At 46.7% G+C, this 15,254-nt stretch carries 17 protein-coding genes; 10 read left to right on the top strand and 7 right to left on the bottom strand.

The features are described from left to right. Window positions 1-509 precede the first annotated feature (509 nt). Window positions 510-713, top strand: coding sequence for a hypothetical protein (locus F461_RS0116350; RefSeq protein WP_020002239.1), 204 nt, complete (start codon window positions 510-512; stop codon window positions 711-713). A gap of 244 nt (window positions 714-957) precedes the next feature. On the opposite strand, the gene F461_RS0116355 is transcribed toward F461_RS0116350, so the two are convergent. The 7 genes from F461_RS0116355 to F461_RS0116385 all read right to left on the bottom strand — a co-directional run bounded on the left by F461_RS0116355 (window position 958) and on the right by F461_RS0116385 (window position 8,186). Continuing rightward, window positions 958-1,194, bottom strand: coding sequence for a hypothetical protein (locus F461_RS0116355; protein WP_020002240.1), 237 nt, complete (start codon window positions 1,192-1,194; stop codon window positions 958-960). 88 nt (window positions 1,195-1,282) lie between these two features. After that, a complete protein-coding gene (locus F461_RS0116360; protein WP_020002241.1) occupies window positions 1,283-1,966 on the bottom strand; it encodes an ABC transporter ATP-binding protein in 684 nt (227 codons plus the stop codon). A gap of 2 nt (window positions 1,967-1,968) precedes the next feature. Next, window positions 1,969-3,144 (bottom strand): ABC transporter permease, encoded by a 1,176-nt coding sequence (locus F461_RS0116365; RefSeq protein WP_082208236.1) that lies wholly within the window; start codon window positions 3,142-3,144, stop codon window positions 1,969-1,971. A 9-nt stretch (window positions 3,145-3,153) separates the two neighbouring features. Continuing rightward, complete coding sequence (locus F461_RS0116370; RefSeq protein WP_020002243.1) at window positions 3,154-4,158, bottom strand: class 1 isoprenoid biosynthesis enzyme; 1,005 nt, start codon at window positions 4,156-4,158, stop codon at window positions 3,154-3,156. A gap of 7 nt (window positions 4,159-4,165) precedes the next feature. Continuing rightward, a complete protein-coding gene (locus F461_RS0116375) occupies window positions 4,166-4,822 on the bottom strand; it encodes a class I SAM-dependent methyltransferase (RefSeq protein WP_020002244.1) in 657 nt (218 codons plus the stop codon). A 563-nt stretch (window positions 4,823-5,385) separates the two neighbouring features. Next, on the bottom strand, window positions 5,386-6,984 hold the full coding sequence (locus tag F461_RS0116380; protein WP_020002245.1) for a cation:proton antiporter family protein: 1,599 nt from the start codon (window positions 6,982-6,984) through the stop codon (window positions 5,386-5,388). Between the two features lie 293 nt (window positions 6,985-7,277). Further along, the gene (locus F461_RS0116385) at window positions 7,278-8,186 is read right to left on the bottom strand and encodes a hypothetical protein (RefSeq protein ID WP_020002246.1); all 909 of its coding nucleotides are present in this window, start codon (window positions 8,184-8,186) and stop codon (window positions 7,278-7,280) included. A 454-nt stretch (window positions 8,187-8,640) separates the two neighbouring features. Here F461_RS0116385 and F461_RS0116390 point away from each other — a divergent pair, with 454 nt between their 5' ends. The 9 genes from F461_RS0116390 (at window position 8,641) to F461_RS0116430 (ending at window position 15,251) form a co-directional block, all read left to right on the top strand. After that, window positions 8,641-9,498 (top strand): universal stress protein, encoded by an 858-nt coding sequence (locus F461_RS0116390; RefSeq protein ID WP_020002247.1) that lies wholly within the window; start codon window positions 8,641-8,643, stop codon window positions 9,496-9,498. 22 nt (window positions 9,499-9,520) lie between these two features. Then, on the top strand, window positions 9,521-10,891 hold the full coding sequence (gene atpD / locus F461_RS0116395) for a F0F1 ATP synthase subunit beta (protein ID WP_020002248.1): 1,371 nt from the start codon (window positions 9,521-9,523) through the stop codon (window positions 10,889-10,891). Then, on the top strand, window positions 10,888-11,271 hold the full coding sequence (locus tag F461_RS0116400; protein WP_020002249.1) for a hypothetical protein: 384 nt from the start codon (window positions 10,888-10,890) through the stop codon (window positions 11,269-11,271). The genes atpD and F461_RS0116400 overlap by 4 nt, the downstream gene beginning before the upstream one ends. Then, entirely contained in the window at window positions 11,268-11,579 is a 312-nt protein-coding gene (locus F461_RS0116405) for an AtpZ/AtpI family protein (RefSeq protein ID WP_020002250.1), read from the top strand. The genes F461_RS0116400 and F461_RS0116405 overlap by 4 nt, the downstream gene beginning before the upstream one ends. After that, a complete protein-coding gene (locus tag F461_RS18310) occupies window positions 11,566-11,877 on the top strand; it encodes an ATP synthase subunit I (RefSeq protein WP_020002251.1) in 312 nt (103 codons plus the stop codon). The genes F461_RS0116405 and F461_RS18310 overlap by 14 nt, the downstream gene beginning before the upstream one ends. Before the next feature lie 43 nt (window positions 11,878-11,920). Continuing rightward, window positions 11,921-12,616 (top strand): F0F1 ATP synthase subunit A, encoded by a 696-nt coding sequence (locus tag F461_RS0116415; protein WP_020002252.1) that lies wholly within the window; start codon window positions 11,921-11,923, stop codon window positions 12,614-12,616. Window positions 12,617-12,619: 3 nt separating this feature from the next. Continuing rightward, window positions 12,620-12,898 (top strand): F0F1 ATP synthase subunit C, encoded by a 279-nt coding sequence (locus F461_RS0116420; RefSeq protein ID WP_020002253.1) that lies wholly within the window; start codon window positions 12,620-12,622, stop codon window positions 12,896-12,898. An 84-nt stretch (window positions 12,899-12,982) separates the two neighbouring features. Next, window positions 12,983-13,717 carry a F0F1 ATP synthase subunit B family protein gene (locus tag F461_RS0116425; RefSeq protein ID WP_020002254.1) on the top strand — a complete coding sequence of 245 codons (735 nt, stop codon included), beginning with the start codon at window positions 12,983-12,985 and terminating at the stop codon, window positions 13,715-13,717. Between the two features lie 7 nt (window positions 13,718-13,724). Further along, window positions 13,725-15,251 carry an alternate F1F0 ATPase, F1 subunit alpha gene (locus F461_RS0116430; protein ID WP_020002255.1) on the top strand — a complete coding sequence of 509 codons (1,527 nt, stop codon included), beginning with the start codon at window positions 13,725-13,727 and terminating at the stop codon, window positions 15,249-15,251. Window positions 15,252-15,254: the final 3 nt, after the last annotated feature.

Raw genomic sequence — 15,254 nt, forward strand, 5'->3', positions numbered from 1 at the left:
CGCTTCGGCGGGGTTTTCTTTTTTCCTTTCTGAAATTGTCGCATTTCTTGCGACATTATTTTTTACAACAAAAGTTACCGTGCGACAACACAATATTGCCCCCAGAAGATAACGCACGTTAACTATCTTGCATCAAGCAAGAAAAACAAGTACAACGCGCACAATACCCTATTTTATCAGTCTATTCTCGCATGAAGGAAAACCCCAGACAATCCCCCTCCTTTAAGTCAGTCCCTTCTACGACGTAGTAACGTTCCATTATGCTTAGCAATAGACACTATATTACGACGCAAATATATAACACTCTATACAACTACAAAATATAACGCCCTAATCGGAGCGGCACCTCTCCCATTCCCTATGTCAGGGCAGCAGTCACGGTTGGAAAAATAAAAAAGTTCTCATCGAGTTGATGAGAACTTTTTTATTGGTATGTTTTGATAATACATTTTCATTGATGCCACTGCATAATAAATCTACTATTAAAAAAACCAGTTCGGGAGGCAGACATGAAAAAATACGTTCAAGTTTCTGACGATATGTGCATTGATAAAACCGATGAAGAATATCCCACAAAGGTCATCTGCGAAGCCTGCTTTGACGTTATTATGAGTAACCCGGAGCAAGAACTCATCGTTGCCGACGCAACAGGTAAACCCGCCCCTGATGCCGAATGTGAATTCAAACTGGCTTACAACTGTGAATCGCTGTAAAAACATTGCCATATAATTAAGTAAAGCAACGAGAATGTATCTCGTTGCTTTTTTTTATGCTCCGTTCACCTGTTTCCCGTATCTTTAAACAAAGGATGCACTCAGGGGGCTACAACGTGACAGTCTTTGTCTTCAAAAAGCAGCTTGGAAGGGGAAAAGTGCAACTATGCAAAGACGTATAGCCTCCGCACGGCTACTACAGGAAACTAAAAAACTTCTTGGAATGTGAACGGCATTGCAGAGGCTAGATCGTGTCGTTATGGCACTTCAAACAACCGGTAAAATCAGGATGAGGAGTCTCCGGCGCTCCAGATTTTACTGCGTTTTGAGGTGCATGACACATGAGGCAGTCTTTGTCTGTCCTAGCGCCTGCGTGGATATCCGGATATGTCTGAATGGATTTACCATGGTAGCCCATATAGGCACAGCCAGAAAGCAGGCAGACCATTACTACAAAAGCTGACATAAACGATCTATTCATAAAAACTCCTGATCAGATTACTTGAGATCTTTCCAACGAGGCCGGAGGAAAAAACTGTTGCCAGTTAGGAAAACTTACATCAAAGCTGCTAGGTAGCTGCGACCAGCTTTCCATCGTGCAACTGAAAAATGTTGTCTGCAATGTTGATAATCTCCATGTCATGTGTGGAGAAAATCGTTGTACATTTCTGCTCATAGCTTAACGAACTGATGAGGTTTACCACCTCTCTGCCAGTTACAGAATCCAGGCTTGCAGTGGGTTCATCTGCAAGAAGAAGCTTCGGTTTATGTGCCAGAGCCCTTGCAATGGAAGCCCGTTGCAGCTCCCCGCCGGAAAGTTCATGAGGCATCGCATTCTTAGCGTCTGATAATCCCACCTGTTCCAGTAATTCATCAATGCGGGATGCGCTTTCTTTTTTCCCGACCCTATTCAATTTAAGGGGAAATGCGATATTTTCCGCTACAGTAAGATAGGCCAACAGATTTCCTTTCTGGAAAACTACTCCCAAGTCTTTCCGCATGAAGCGGGAACGTTCTACAGCACTCATGGCGGTGATTTGATGAGAAAAACATACAACACTCCCTGAATCTGGAGTTTCAATCCCTCCGATACAGTGAAGGAGCGTTGTTTTTCCAGAGCCGGAACATCCTGTAAGAGCTGCAATTTTTCCTGCTTCCAAGCTGAAGGATATCCCGCGGAGAACCTGCTGTACTCCCCGTGATGATGTAAATGTCTTGTGGATGTCTACAATTTCAATTTGCATAGGAACCATACTTATAATTTCCGCAAAATTTCAGCGGGATCTTGTCTGACAACAATAAGAGCAGGCCATAACCCAGCAGCTATGCTGAATGAAATCGCCATGATTGGCGGGTAAATTAGCGAACTAAGTGTAAGCCTTGGATAGATCATTCCAGATGTTAAGAAATACTGGTTATGGGAAGTGAGCTGAGAAAGGTCGATACCGATATCGGCAAAGACAATAACTGCTATTGAGCCGGCCAGAACCCCAAGAGCACATGAAACTACATTGATCATAATAATCTTGATCGAAATAAAGTTAATAAGCTCCCAATGGGTGACTCCCATAGATTTCATAATCCCGAATTCGCGGATGTTTCGTAAAATGAAAATGACGAACGCGCAGGATACACCAATGGAGACAATGGCAAGTACGATAGCGTTAACAAGATCCATGCAGACACTATTGAGTTCAACAAGCTGCTGAAGGTCTGGCATGAGCTCTCCCCAAGTGAGAACTGTTGCTTTATTCGGAACAATTTTTCGTATGGTGTTTGCAATTGGTTCCGCTTGCCGGCCTTGTTGCAGAAAAACTGCCCCCTGATAGTTATCAGGGAGTTGCGATAGGTCTTTTTTGTTGCAGAATGCAAGCGTGTTATCAAACTGGCTGAGTCCAGTCTTAAAAATTCCGATAACGGTGTAGCTTGTTGCGTTACTTTGCGTGTTTGTTCTGAAAGACAACGTGTCTCCTACAGAAACAAGCAGCTTGTCCGCAATACCGGAGCCGATGAAGACTCCTTTTTTCTGACTATCAAACGGCGTACCCGCGATCGTTTTTTTCCACAAAGCCGTATTCTTGAGCTCTTCTTCAGGGGAAACCCCGATGAGTTGCAGCCCGGCGACATTCTTGTTTACTTCAACAAGTCCCGTTACGCTATAGCGTTTTAAAATCGTACGTACACCATCGACCTTGAGCTCATTTGTAGAAACATTCTCAGGAACATCCTGAAGAGCTATTTGACCAAAGTATAGCGAGGTGGAGTTTTCGATCATCGTGTCGCTTACGCCCATCGCAAGCGCGGACAAGAACACAAGGGTCATGATCGCGGTTGTGAGCATGACACCGATAACGAGGGATGAGCGCCAGGAGCGGATCAAAAAGAGTGCTGCGACTCTCACCCAATATAAGAACGTTGTTATCCTTTGCATGATAGTAAACTACATTGAAAAGAATCGTTTTACACCAATGCGTTCCAATAAAAAAATTATGCTGTATTTTTTTATTGAGCTTGGTTCGTCACTAAAAAGAACGTCAACGCCTGCGTTGAGATATTGTAAGCCCAGTTCTGTTATGTGCTTCTGCGCGTCAGGAAATTTTCTCAAAATACTGTCTGTTGTCATATCCTTATCACGCAAACACATGGTTCGAAGTTCGTTACCGCTCTCTTCTCCATATCTATGATTTATGTATGATGCTAAGTAATTATGGTGTCCGTCGCGTATGTCAGGAACAATATCAGACATGTCATCTAATAACTGGCATCCCATTCCCACTGCATAGAGCGCATCTTTAATGCCTTCTACATCACTGGTTAACTCATTTTCAAATCGAGTAGGGATGGCCCACGGTGCTGTAAACAGTATTCCTGTTTTATAATGATGGACTTGGGTAATAATCTCTTCAGGAGAGAGAAATTTACCCACTCCGCCTTCTTCTGAAGCTTCCTGAACTCCACTTGGAGTAAGTGCATTCAGGGAGATAGCGACACCGTCCAGAACAAATTCAGCAGAAACTTCTTCCCGCTTATGTGCCTCGAATAATATATTGAACAGAACTCTATCTGAAACCAGAATGTCCATTACAGACCGAAATTTCACTGCTTTTCTAGGCAGGTTTGTGTCGAGTGTGCACTTGTATTCGTCATCCAGAATATTGTCACATCCGGTAACAATGCCACGTAAAGCCTGATTTATAGCCACATACATTTCACAACGGCTCAGGTCGATTCCGGCTTTGTAATAAGAATATAGAAAAATGAACGAAAAGAAGTTGTCGGTAATGGGGTAACATCCATCTTCATTTCTCTTTAAAACAATACTGTTGCCTTGCAAAAGAGTTTGCGCAGTGTCGTAGTATCGGTTGATACCGGCATTGAGTGTCTTTTGAAGGGCAGAAACGACGCTGCTTGATTCTATGAATTTATTGATAATAAAACGCTTCATGTGACTATTATTGATTTTTTTGTGTTGAAAAAATGGCAATGTAACCGAGGTATGTTTTTACCAGCTCCGGTTCTTTAAAACCTGCTTCTACCATTACGTCCGGCATCAGTCCTTTAATGTTTTCCGCTATCTGTGGTTGAAAGAGTAGCCAGCGGGAGATGTGGGACGTGAGGGCACCGAAGAAAGAGGTAGGCTTATGCATATCAGCGATAACAAGACGGCCTCCGGGTTTCAAAACACGGTAAGCTTCTTTAAGAGACTTCAATTTAAGATCAAGTGGAATGTGGTGGTAGAACATAGTTGAGAATACTGAATCAAAGGAACTGTCTTCATAAGGGAGATCTTCTGCTGCAACAGCTTCAAATCTACAGGTTTCAGTCCCCCGCAGTTTCCGAGCCTCTTCAATCATTTTTCCCGCAGCATCAATACCCAGTACATATCCACTTTCCACAGCGGAAACATTACGAGAAGCTAAATGGGTAATAAATCCGGTTCCGCACCCAATATCCAATATTCGGTGGGAAGGCTCTATCTGCAATAAAGAGATGACGAGGTCATTCATTTCTTTCTGCTTGCCAAGCAACAGCAATGGTTCACAGAAATCATATATGCTTGCGGCACCATCTAAAGTTCTGCCACGAGTTGGAACACTTTTAATACTCACAGTTTCCTCCTGAGTTGATGAAGAAGTATGCAGGAATTACATAGTATGTATACCCAATGGATAAGAAACGCAGAGTCTATACCATAGGATGCTTGAAGGTTAAAAAAAGAAGAAAAAAGTACATGAAACATTCATTATCCGTACTAATAGTTATCACTACTAAAAAAAGCAAGAAAATAAACGAACCTAGCTAGTATACAATCTGAGCCAGATTCGTCGCGCGATGATATGGACGGAGTACTCATTCTTTTCTGTTATGTGGAAAGAAGCAGCCGCATACCGGTCACAGTCGAAAAAGATCCGATAAACGGTTACTGTTAAGTGACTCTACTCTCCAAATGTTACAAAACGGTTAAGACTTTTACAGTAGATTGTTCATCAGACTCATATTTATCAGGGAACAGTGCCCCTGCCCCCCCTAGCTGCTTTTGAAGTGTCGTCATAAACAGTATGATCTTGTGGCGTTACTGCATTTGGGTTGCAGAATAAAAAAGGCTTCATGATGATTTTCATGAAGCCTTTTTATAGCAGGATCACATTACGAGTTAGTCCGTCTGTGGTTTTTACTCACCCACCACAATTTTTGGATCATCCAGACAGCTACATATATCGTTCGCCAGACCAATGCCGATTTCATCATAAATATTGAAAGCCAAGTCGGCGCCGCCTTCCAGCAGGGGTTCTACCTCATCGTCGAATTCTGTTATTGCTACTATCTTGCAGACTACTCCCAGCTGTTTCGCCATAGTTATGGCGTACAATTTTGCATCGAAGCTCGGAATGGTAACTACACATGTTTTTACAAAGTTCAGCGACACGAGCCGACGCCAGAAATCCCGGCCCGATACGTCAGCATATATAACGTTGCGCCCCTCCGCATTGTGTCTCTTTACTTTTTCTTGATCTGCATCCACCCCCAAAACCACATTGCCATAGCGTTCGCGCAACACATCATACGTCTGGGTGCCTACGCGTCCCATCCCGAGGATGATCACTTGCCACATAACCGTGGGTATGATGCGTTCCTCGTCCGGATGTGACTTGGCGGTTTCAAAACGGTTAAGAACATTGCGCCATTTTTCAAATAACTCGTCAGCCACCACATTCAGGGGCGAGGCAACGATAAATGACAGTGAGAGAGAAATGGCCATGACCACAAGCCACCTGTTGTCCAACCAGCCGTTGGACACTCCTATGGCTCCCACAATGAGACCAAACTCACTGTAGTTGGTGAGCGTTACAGAAGTGATAAAGGATGATCTGGAACTCAGGTTGAAGCGAGTGAGTAAAAAGAAAAAAAGAAGGCTTTTTAACGGGATGGCAAGCACGAACAACGCTGAGACTACGAACGAGTCAAAGTCTGGAAATCCTCCCAGTCCAATGCTGAGGAAAAAGCCTAGAAGCATGAAGTCCTTGATACTGAGAAGGGATTCCGACAACTCTGTTGCCCGAGGGTGCGTTGCTAAAAGCATGCCCATGACCAATGCACCAAGGTCAGCCTTAAGACCCACCAACTCAAACACACCTGCACCGGCGGCCAAAGCCAGAGCCATTCCGAAAAGCACTTGCAATTCACCGTGGCCGATATGGTTCAGGATATAAAAAAACATCCAGCGTGCCGCTGGAAGCAGCGCAATTATTAGCAGTGCCCACAGGGAGGGAGTTTTGCCTGTAGAAAATGTGATAAACAGTACGGCCAAGATATCCTGAATAATGAGGATGCCGATGGAGGTTCTGCCGTTAAGAGAGTTGGCTAACCCACTTTCTTCCAGAATTTTAACGGCAAAAACGGTGCTGGAAAAACTTAAGGCAAACCCCAGCAGGAGTGAGGTGGCAACATTAAGCTCTGCGAAAAAATGCAATCCTGCGAACGTAAGCAGCTGAATGCCCAACCCGAAAAAAAGTACCGTAATAAGCATGTGGATTGAGCCAGCAGCCCAAATTTCCGGACGCAGCAACTGTTTGATTTTTAGTTTCAGACCTATGGTGAATAAAAGTAGAGTTACCCCCATATCGCCAACTAACTGAATATTCTCAGACGTGGAGAACCCCAACAAATTCAGTATAAAACCGGCAACAAGAAACCCCACCAATGCTGGCAGCCCTACGCGGTTGGCTAAAAGCCCTAGAACGAAGGTGACAGATAGAATGATTGGATCCATAGGGCCCTCAAGCTGCTGTAACAATCTGGTTGAAAAACGAGTCCTGACAGAACGTCAGAAAAATTCATTCAATAGAAGGTGATGGAAAAGCCTCACCTTCTATCTTATTTTATTATGTTTTTTTTTACTGATTATTTTGACATCAAACTTGAGTTTTGGAAAGAGGAGACAAACTTTTCAGGCAACATCACATGACGCTACATTATCTTCATCTCGGGATAAGACCGTCTTGTCACACATATAACAACACCCGCCTTCAAATGCTGACTCGCCCTCCCTGTTCCAGATGTTCATCACCCCTTGTCAGTTGAGCTTTTCTTACCGCCCGCCCTCATTTGAGGATTTAAGCTGACAGTGGAAAGTGATCCATGAGAAAAAACGCTTGTTGCATAGGCTACAGCAAGTGCAAATAACGCTGCACCGCACCCAATACCGGCAGCATAGTAAGGAGGAGCAGACAGAGCAATACGCATAAACAACGTAGCAATTACATAACCGGAGTTTCTAAATACGGCATGGAAACCCGGCATAAATCGTTGCGTTACAAGCACCAGCAAAATGTCTGCAAAAATAAGAACGGTATAGAGCGTAACAAAAAAGTCATGTTTTCTACCATAAAAAAGAAAATCTACGGCATCATAACTACCTATCCCTACAAAGACAAAAAACAAAACCAGCGCAATAATTTTTTTCGTCAGTACATAACGCATACGTTCTACAGGGTCTTTTAAATACCCCTGATAACGCTGCACACGATAATATATTCCCAGAATTACAAATATAGCCAGTGCAGCTGAACTGGAAGCAGCCACATGTAAAAGAGCCTCAGAGTCTAATGCAACAGTTATCGGCTCATGCATATGTGATAATTCTTTGAAAGAATTCCTGAGTAAAATTAGTGTCAGAATTTCTAACTGCTTACCAAGCGATTTAGAAATGGAGGTAGATAACACAAAGATAAGGCTCAGAACTTCCAGAACCAAAAGCATCGTAAACGCAAGATTAACCGCATAAAAGTGGTTTAACGGTGTTATTGCTGCAATGCGTTCCGGCAACAACCCTTGACGGTTAAGCTCTATTCCCAAAATGCCTAGCAAGAACATCGCAATTAATAACTGGGCAACAAAGCGTTCCGTTTTCGGGTTCTCCCAGAAATGATGCAATAAATCAAACAGGTTCGAAGCAGGTTCTAAACGACTCATAACGACTCCAACTAGTAATAATTACTAATCCTAGATTTCTTTTTTTATTTTTTCAACCATAATATAGACAAAATGCTCTGATTCAGCACCCCCTTATACGTACCTTGAAAAGATGCAGGGGACACTCATAACTTACAGTAGAGGCTCTGAATGACACGGCTGTGTCATTCTTTTTCATTTTCTCCCCTTTCCTCCTCACAGAGCAACGCCGTCATTCCCCGCAAAGCACAGACAGTACCCCGCCAACAGAATTTAGATATGCCATTTCTGCAACCGTATGAGAAAAAAACAAAATATACTGTGCACCTCTGCCCCTCCCTCCTAAAATTACAAGGAGAGAAAGCTCCTTGTTTTTTTGATAAGGGCAGATTCTCCAACAAAGACTCCGAACTGTTACACCTCAAAAAAGCAGCCCAAAAAGAAGCACCAAGAGGCCTGCGACAAGGGAGAACATATGGAACGGCATCTGTTACTAGCGGTTGGAACTCATCCCCACGCCACCTCAGGACAAAACTTTGTAAGCGACTTCCTTACAAAAAAAGATAATATCAAGCTGACATTGTTAACAATTTATACAGCGTATGACGAGTATAGTGCAGTCGCTCTTACGACCCACATTGCTGAAAAAAAAGCACTCGCAGTATTGAACGAAGTCCGGAAAACACTTGAAGCAAAAGGCTTTGACCACAAGAAAATTACACTTCGCCCCATTCTAGTCCAAGGCTCGCGTGCACGTACCCTTATGCATGAAATAAATAAAGAACAATTTGATGCAGTTATTCTCAGCCGCAGAGAACGTATTCTCACCTTAGAGGACTTTTTAGACACCAGCGTATGCACCGAGCTACTGAAAACTGAAAAAAAAGGTCATATCCCTCCCTTCTGGCTATGCCGGCAATTGACAGAGAAGAAAAAGGGAGTGCTGCTTTGCACAGACGGTTCCAATCCCTCCATGAGGATCGCTGAGTATGTGGGGGGGATATTGCAAGAAATTCCGGAACAAGATGTCTGTGTGCTCCATATCACCGACCCTGCAAAGGCAGACAGTTCTGATGCCGAGTCCGTTGTCCAACAGACCGTGGAGAAAATAACGGCTGCAGGACTGGATCAAAGCCGCATATCTTCCAAAATATTAGAAGGCCGTGGAGCTGCGCGGATTATTATTGATCAGGCGACACAAGGAGACTTCGCGGTCGTGGCCATGGGAACGGCAGGAACAGGCCAAAAAACGTTCTCAAAACTGTTTACGGGCTCTGTGGCACGCAATGTATTCAAGGAGCTGACTGAAGCCGTGTTGTGGGCGAGTTTTTAAAAATAGCGCACGGTGAAACCATATGGAACCATATGTCGGAACAATAAACGCCATACGCGGCGGGGTTGTAGATGTGGCGTTTGCAGAGCAACTTCCGCCGATTAACACCGTGCTCAGAACCGGGCCGGAAGGACAGGTGGTCATGGAAACCGTTGACCATCTCAACGCCGGCACAATACGCGCCATCGCCCTGACGCCAACGGCAGGACTTGCCCGTGGATACCCTGTCGTCAGTGATGATACGCAACTGACCGCCCCCGTGGGCAAAACAACGCTCGGCCGCGTTTTTAACGTGCTCGGAAAACCAATAGACGGCAAACCAGACCCCGAAAATGTTTCGTACCGCACAATTCACCAACCCCCTATTCCTCTTGTCGAACGGGTGACAAGCGAGGAGATTTTTCAGACCGGCATCAAAGTCATTGACTTACTCGCCCCTCTTGAAAAAGGCGGAAAAGCCGGATTGTTCGGAGGTGCAGGTGTAGGCAAAACCGTACTTATCACCGAGTTCATCCATAATATGGTCGGGCAGCATGAAGGAATGTCTATCTTCTGCGGCATTGGAGAGCGTTGTCGGGAAGGAGAAGAACTGTACCGCGAAATGGGCGAATCCGGCGTGCTCGACAATACGGTGATGGTCTTCGGACAAATGAATGAGCCGCCCGGTGCACGGTTTCGGGTGGGTCATGCCGCTTTGACCATGGCAGAGTATTTCAGGGACGACCTTGAGCAGAATGTCCTGCTGCTGATTGATAACATTTTCAGGTTCATACAGGCAGGCATGGAGCTTTCCGGCCTGCTGGGACGGCTTCCCTCCCGCATGGGCTACCAGCCCACGCTGGGGCCGGAGCTTGCCGCGCTTGAAGAACGCATTTCCAGCAGCCGCAAAGGAGCTATAACCTCCATTCAGGCTGTATATGTCCCTGCGGACGACCTTACAGATCCTTCTGCAACACATACCTTTGCCCATCTCTCCTCGTCTATCGTACTTTCCAGAAAACGTGCCGGAGAGGGATTTTACCCTGCTGTTGATCCGCTTCAATCCCGATCCATGATGCTGTCTCCCCATGTAGTGGGGCAGCGCCATTACGACGTAGCGCGCGAAGTGCGGCGCACGTTGGCCGTTTACGAAGAACTCAAAGATATTATCGCAATGCTCGGTCTGGAAGAACTTGCCCGCGAAGACCGCAAAACCGTGTACCGGGCACGTCGCCTTGAACGCTTTTTCACACAGCCGTTTTTTACCACCAAGCACTTTACCGGCATTGAAGGCCGCATGGTCTCGCTGGATCAAACTGTGGAAGGTTGTGAGCGCATTCTCAATGACGAATTCGCGGATTATCCGGAAAACAAACTCTACATGATAGGCGGTGTGGAAGAGGCAATGCGATGAGGCTGCGTATTTTCCTCCCTCACACAGAACTGCTTGATACTGAGACAGTAAAAATCAAGGCCGAAAATCCCATGGGCTACTTCACCCTGAAACCACGGCATATTGATATGACATCAACACTGGTACCCGGCATTCTATCCTACACCACCAGCACAGGAAAAACTGAATACCTTGCCGTAGACTACGGGCTTCTGGTGAAACAGGGGAACATGGTGAAGGTAGTTTCAAGGCGGGCATTTTTAGGAGAGTTAGGAAAACTTGAAGCAGAAGTCAGGCGAATGACCGAGATTGAGGACGAGCGGGAACGTTCTGCACGATCCGCAGTGGCGCGGCTTGAGGCAGATTTTGTACGCAGATTTCTGGAGGTCGGCAGGTCATGACTTCAAACAAAAGTTTTCCGCACCGGATCGGAGAAAAAGAACGGCGCAGGCTCAAGGCCGAACAAAAAAAAAATATCGGTGCATGGTATGGCCTCGGGCTTGTCGGGATTGTGGGATGGTCTGTGGTAATCCCCACCCTTCTTGGAATCTTTTTAGGAGTATGGGTGGATATTCACTGGCCAAGTCCACGCTCATGGACGCTGATGCTTATGGTGCTGGGCCTTTTTATAGGATGCCTTTGTGCCGGATTCTGGGTGAACCGGCAACGGCAACAGATAATGAAAGAGAGAACGAATGAAGATCGTTGATATAGTCATAGGGCTGAGTATGGGAGGAGTGTTGTCCTGCATTCATTTTGGAGGACTTTGGCTGGTACTGAAACGAATGCCGACCAGCGAACGCCCCGCGTTTCTTTTCTGGACGACCACCATGGCACGATACGGTATTACCTTGTACGGTATGTATCTGGCCCTCACCATGGGCGGAATCGTGTTAGTGGGCGCATGCGCAGGCTTGTATCTGGCTCGTTTAATGGTGGTACCCCGTCTTGCAGACAGGTTAGAGAAAAACGGAGGCAGTTCCCTGCTCCGTGCCGCAAAAGAGTAACGCTCTCCTCCGGCACCATCCGCACATCGCTATAAGGAAGAATATGCAATTCAGTCCTGACCATATTATCTACTATCAGGGAACATTTGCCTCCCTGAACGCAACGATTATGTTCACATGGGGGATCATACTTTTTCTGGCGCTCTTTTCATGGTCTGTTACCCGCAATCTGACCAGTTCCACTGATTTTAATTTCCGTCAAAATATTCTGGAAATTCTTGTGGACGGGCTACTAAACCAGATTCGTGAAACGACAAGACAGGAACCGGAGCGCTTCCTGCCCCTTCTGGGTACACTGTTTATCTTTATTTTAGTGTCCAATATCCTTGCAGTAGTCCCGGGTTTTGAGCCGCCGACAGGTTCACTATCCACCACTGCTGCGTTGGCTCTGTGCGTTTTTTTTGCCGTGCCATACTACGGAATCCGCGCACACGGCCTGAAAAATTACCTTGTCGGCTACATCCGCCCAAATCCCTTCATGCTTCCCTTCAACGTGGTGGGCGAGCTTTCCCGCACGTTTGCGCTCAGCGTGCGACTCTTCGGTAACATCATGAGCGGCTCAATGATGGGGAGTATTCTGCTGATCCTCGCACCGCTCTTTTTCCCAATACTTATGAATCTGCTGGGGCTGTTAATCGGTGTAGTGCAGGCATACATATTTGTGGTTCTTGCCGCAGTCTTTATCGCTTCAGGCATGGAATCTCATCTGGAAACAACTGACCTAAATAACAAGGAGTAAACTATGGATTCTCTTGCGCTTATCGCCATCGGCTCTGTATGCGCAGCAGGAGTATGCATGGGGCTCGGAGCCATTGGCCCCGCTATCGGTGAAGGTATGGCTTTAGCACGGGCGCTCAGTTCCATTGCTCAACAGCCGGATGAAACCAACACCATCGTCAAATTCCTGTTTGTGGGCATGGCCATGATTGAATCTACGGCAATCTACAGTTTCGTACTGGCCATGATTTTGCTCTTTGCCAATCCTTTCTGGAACTACTTTCTGGAAAAAGCCGGAGGCTAAGGAGGCAGGCACAGCAAAAGGAATGAACAATGGACGAAGTAACGCTACTGGAGCTTTTTCCTCGAAAAAGGAGGCAGCTAATCCATGCTGCTTGACTGGTTTACTGTTGGTGCGCAGGCACTGAACTTTCTTATTCTTATGTATCTGCTCAAGCGCTTTTTATATGGCCCGATCATCAGGACCATGGAAGAACGCAAAGCCAAGGTGCAAGAACATCTTGCCAGTGCCGAAAAGGCACGGCAGGAAGCAGCTGCGTACTCTCAGGAACTGAAAAAGCAACAAAAAGAACTGGAACTGGCAAGAGAATCTATGCTTGCTGAGGCCAGAACCAGCGTTGAAGCATGGCGTGAAACAGCCTTGGACACTGCCCGCAAACACGTTGCGGAGCAACGTACCAGCTGGCTGGATTCGTTAGAAAGAGAACACCGCTTGATTGCAGCCAACATCAGACAAGACGTAGCTGCAGAAGTGGTGGCTTTGGCAAAAAAAGTCCTTACCGACCTTTCCGATACAGAGCTTGAATTGCGGGTGGTGAATCACTTTATCCAAAGGTTGGGACAAGAAATTTCTAAAGACGCAATAGCGGGCGATCTTGTTGTCCAATTGGGCTTTTCAGTGCCTGAAGGTAGTGAGGAGCACATAGTAAAAGCAATACATGCAACGTTTCCAGAGGTGGGCAAGGTGGATCTTACTGTTCAGCCTAGTTTAACGCTGGGTATCACACTGGTGGCAGGAGACCGGAAATGGGACTGGAATCTGGAATCCTATCTGGAAGGGGTTGAAGATTCCATTCTGGCCAGTCTGGCCGAGGAAAGGTAACGCGACAATGACCAAGCCGTCTCTTAAACACACCATCGAACAGGCATTACAGGCTGTCCGGAAGGGAAAAGACGAATTCACTCTGGATACTGAATCCATGGAGGTTGGACGCATCCTTTCCATTGTGCAGGGCGTTGCGTATGCAGAAGGCGTGGGTGCCGTGCGCGCAGAAGAACTCCTGATGCTCGGCCATGATGTTCCGGGAATGGCTCTGGACATCCTGCCTGAAAAAATCGGCATTGTATTAATGGGCAGCGGGAAAAATCTTAAGGCTAACGAAGAAGTTGCACGTACAGGTCGAGTACTTGATGTACCCGTAGGGGAAGGACTGATAGGACGAATCATCACCCCGTTGGGAATGCCACTGGATGGTCGCGGGGCCATTCGGGAAGATGAGCGCTGGCCTGTGGAGCAGGAAGCTCCACCGATTTTACATCGTGCTCCCGTCATTAAGCCGTTACAGACAGGTCTCAAGGTTATAGACACCCTCATTCCCATCGGACGTGGACAACGGGAACTTATTCTCGGGGACAGACAAACCGGCAAAACGGCCATCGCGCTGGATACCATCTGTAATCAAAAAGACACCGGAGTCATCTGCATCTACTGCGCAATCGGACAACGCAGTTCCAGCGTGGCCCGCGTCCTGAACGAAATGGAAAAAAGTGGTGCCATGGCATATTCCTTTGCTGTCGTGGTAGAAGGAGATGACCAGCCGGGAATGCAGTATATTGCCCCCTATGCCGCAACAACCATGGGCGAATATTTTATGAAGCAGGGACGGGATGTTCTGGTGGTGTTCGACGACCTGACCCGACATGCTCAGGCGTATCGCCAGCTGTCCTTGCTGCTGCGACGTCCCCCCGGACGGGAGGCGTTCCCCGGTGATATTTTTTACATCCACTCCCGCCTGCTTGAACGGGCCACCCATCTCAATACAGAACAGGGGGGAGGCACGCTGACAGCCTTGCCTATCATTGAAACGGAAGAGCAAAATATCTCGGCGTACATCCCGACAAATCTTATCTCCATCACGGACGGACAGATTTATCTGAACCCCGACCTGTTCCAGCGAGGAATTCTTCCAGCGGTGGATGCGGGAAAATCTGTTTCCAGAGTTGGCGGACGAGCCCAAATGCCCGGCTATCGCAAAGTTGCAGGGGATTTGCGGCTTACATACTCTCAATTTCAGGAACTGGAGGCCTTCGCACGCTTCGGAACCAGACTGGATGAAGAAACACGCTCAAAACTAGAGCATGGGAAAAGAGTACGCGAGATTCTAAAACAAGAGCGCTTTGCCCCGCTCACCCCCGGAGAACAAGTAGCCGTATTACTAGCGGTAACCAAAGGACACTTCGACAAGCTGCCCCTTGAAGAAATTGACCAAGCGCAACAGCACGTGATTACAGCCCTTACCAGCGCGCTGGACGAAATAGAATTGCTAGGCGAAGCACAGGCAAATGATCCCATCTGGGACACCGCCAGCAAGGCGCTTGACTCGCTGTTTGCGAAAGAGTCCCCCGAGGAGGCGTAGTTC

It is taken from the genome of Halodesulfovibrio aestuarii DSM 17919 = ATCC 29578 (genome assembly GCF_000384815.1).
Classification (GTDB): Bacteria; Desulfobacterota; Desulfovibrionia; order Desulfovibrionales; family Desulfovibrionaceae; genus Halodesulfovibrio; species Halodesulfovibrio aestuarii.

Coding starts and splice junctions, on each gene's coding strand:
- F461_RS0116420 (WP_020002253.1), top strand. CDS start 12,620: ATGGATTCTCTTGCGCTTATCGCCATCGGCTCTGTATGCGCAGCAGGA.
- F461_RS0116360 (WP_020002241.1), bottom strand. CDS start 1,966: ATGGTTCCTATGCAAATTGAAATTGTAGACATCCACAAGACATTTACA.
- F461_RS0116390 (WP_020002247.1), top strand. CDS start 8,641: ATGGAACGGCATCTGTTACTAGCGGTTGGAACTCATCCCCACGCCACC.
- F461_RS0116385 (WP_020002246.1), bottom strand. CDS start 8,186: ATGAGTCGTTTAGAACCTGCTTCGAACCTGTTTGATTTATTGCATCAT.
- F461_RS18310 (WP_020002251.1), top strand. CDS start 11,566: ATGAAGATCGTTGATATAGTCATAGGGCTGAGTATGGGAGGAGTGTTG.
- F461_RS0116355 (WP_020002240.1), bottom strand. CDS start 1,194: ATGAATAGATCGTTTATGTCAGCTTTTGTAGTAATGGTCTGCCTGCTT.
- F461_RS0116425 (WP_020002254.1), top strand. CDS start 12,983: ATGCTGCTTGACTGGTTTACTGTTGGTGCGCAGGCACTGAACTTTCTT.
- F461_RS0116415 (WP_020002252.1), top strand. CDS start 11,921: ATGCAATTCAGTCCTGACCATATTATCTACTATCAGGGAACATTTGCC.
- atpD (WP_020002248.1), top strand. CDS start 9,521: ATGGAACCATATGTCGGAACAATAAACGCCATACGCGGCGGGGTTGTA.
- F461_RS0116370 (WP_020002243.1), bottom strand. CDS start 4,158: ATGAAGCGTTTTATTATCAATAAATTCATAGAATCAAGCAGCGTCGTT.
- F461_RS0116430 (WP_020002255.1), top strand. CDS start 13,725: ATGACCAAGCCGTCTCTTAAACACACCATCGAACAGGCATTACAGGCT.
- F461_RS0116365 (WP_082208236.1), bottom strand. CDS start 3,144: ATGCAAAGGATAACAACGTTCTTATATTGGGTGAGAGTCGCAGCACTC.
- F461_RS0116400 (WP_020002249.1), top strand. CDS start 10,888: ATGAGGCTGCGTATTTTCCTCCCTCACACAGAACTGCTTGATACTGAG.
- F461_RS0116350 (WP_020002239.1), top strand. CDS start 510: ATGAAAAAATACGTTCAAGTTTCTGACGATATGTGCATTGATAAAACC.
- F461_RS0116380 (WP_020002245.1), bottom strand. CDS start 6,984: ATGGATCCAATCATTCTATCTGTCACCTTCGTTCTAGGGCTTTTAGCC.
- F461_RS0116405 (WP_020002250.1), top strand. CDS start 11,268: ATGACTTCAAACAAAAGTTTTCCGCACCGGATCGGAGAAAAAGAACGG.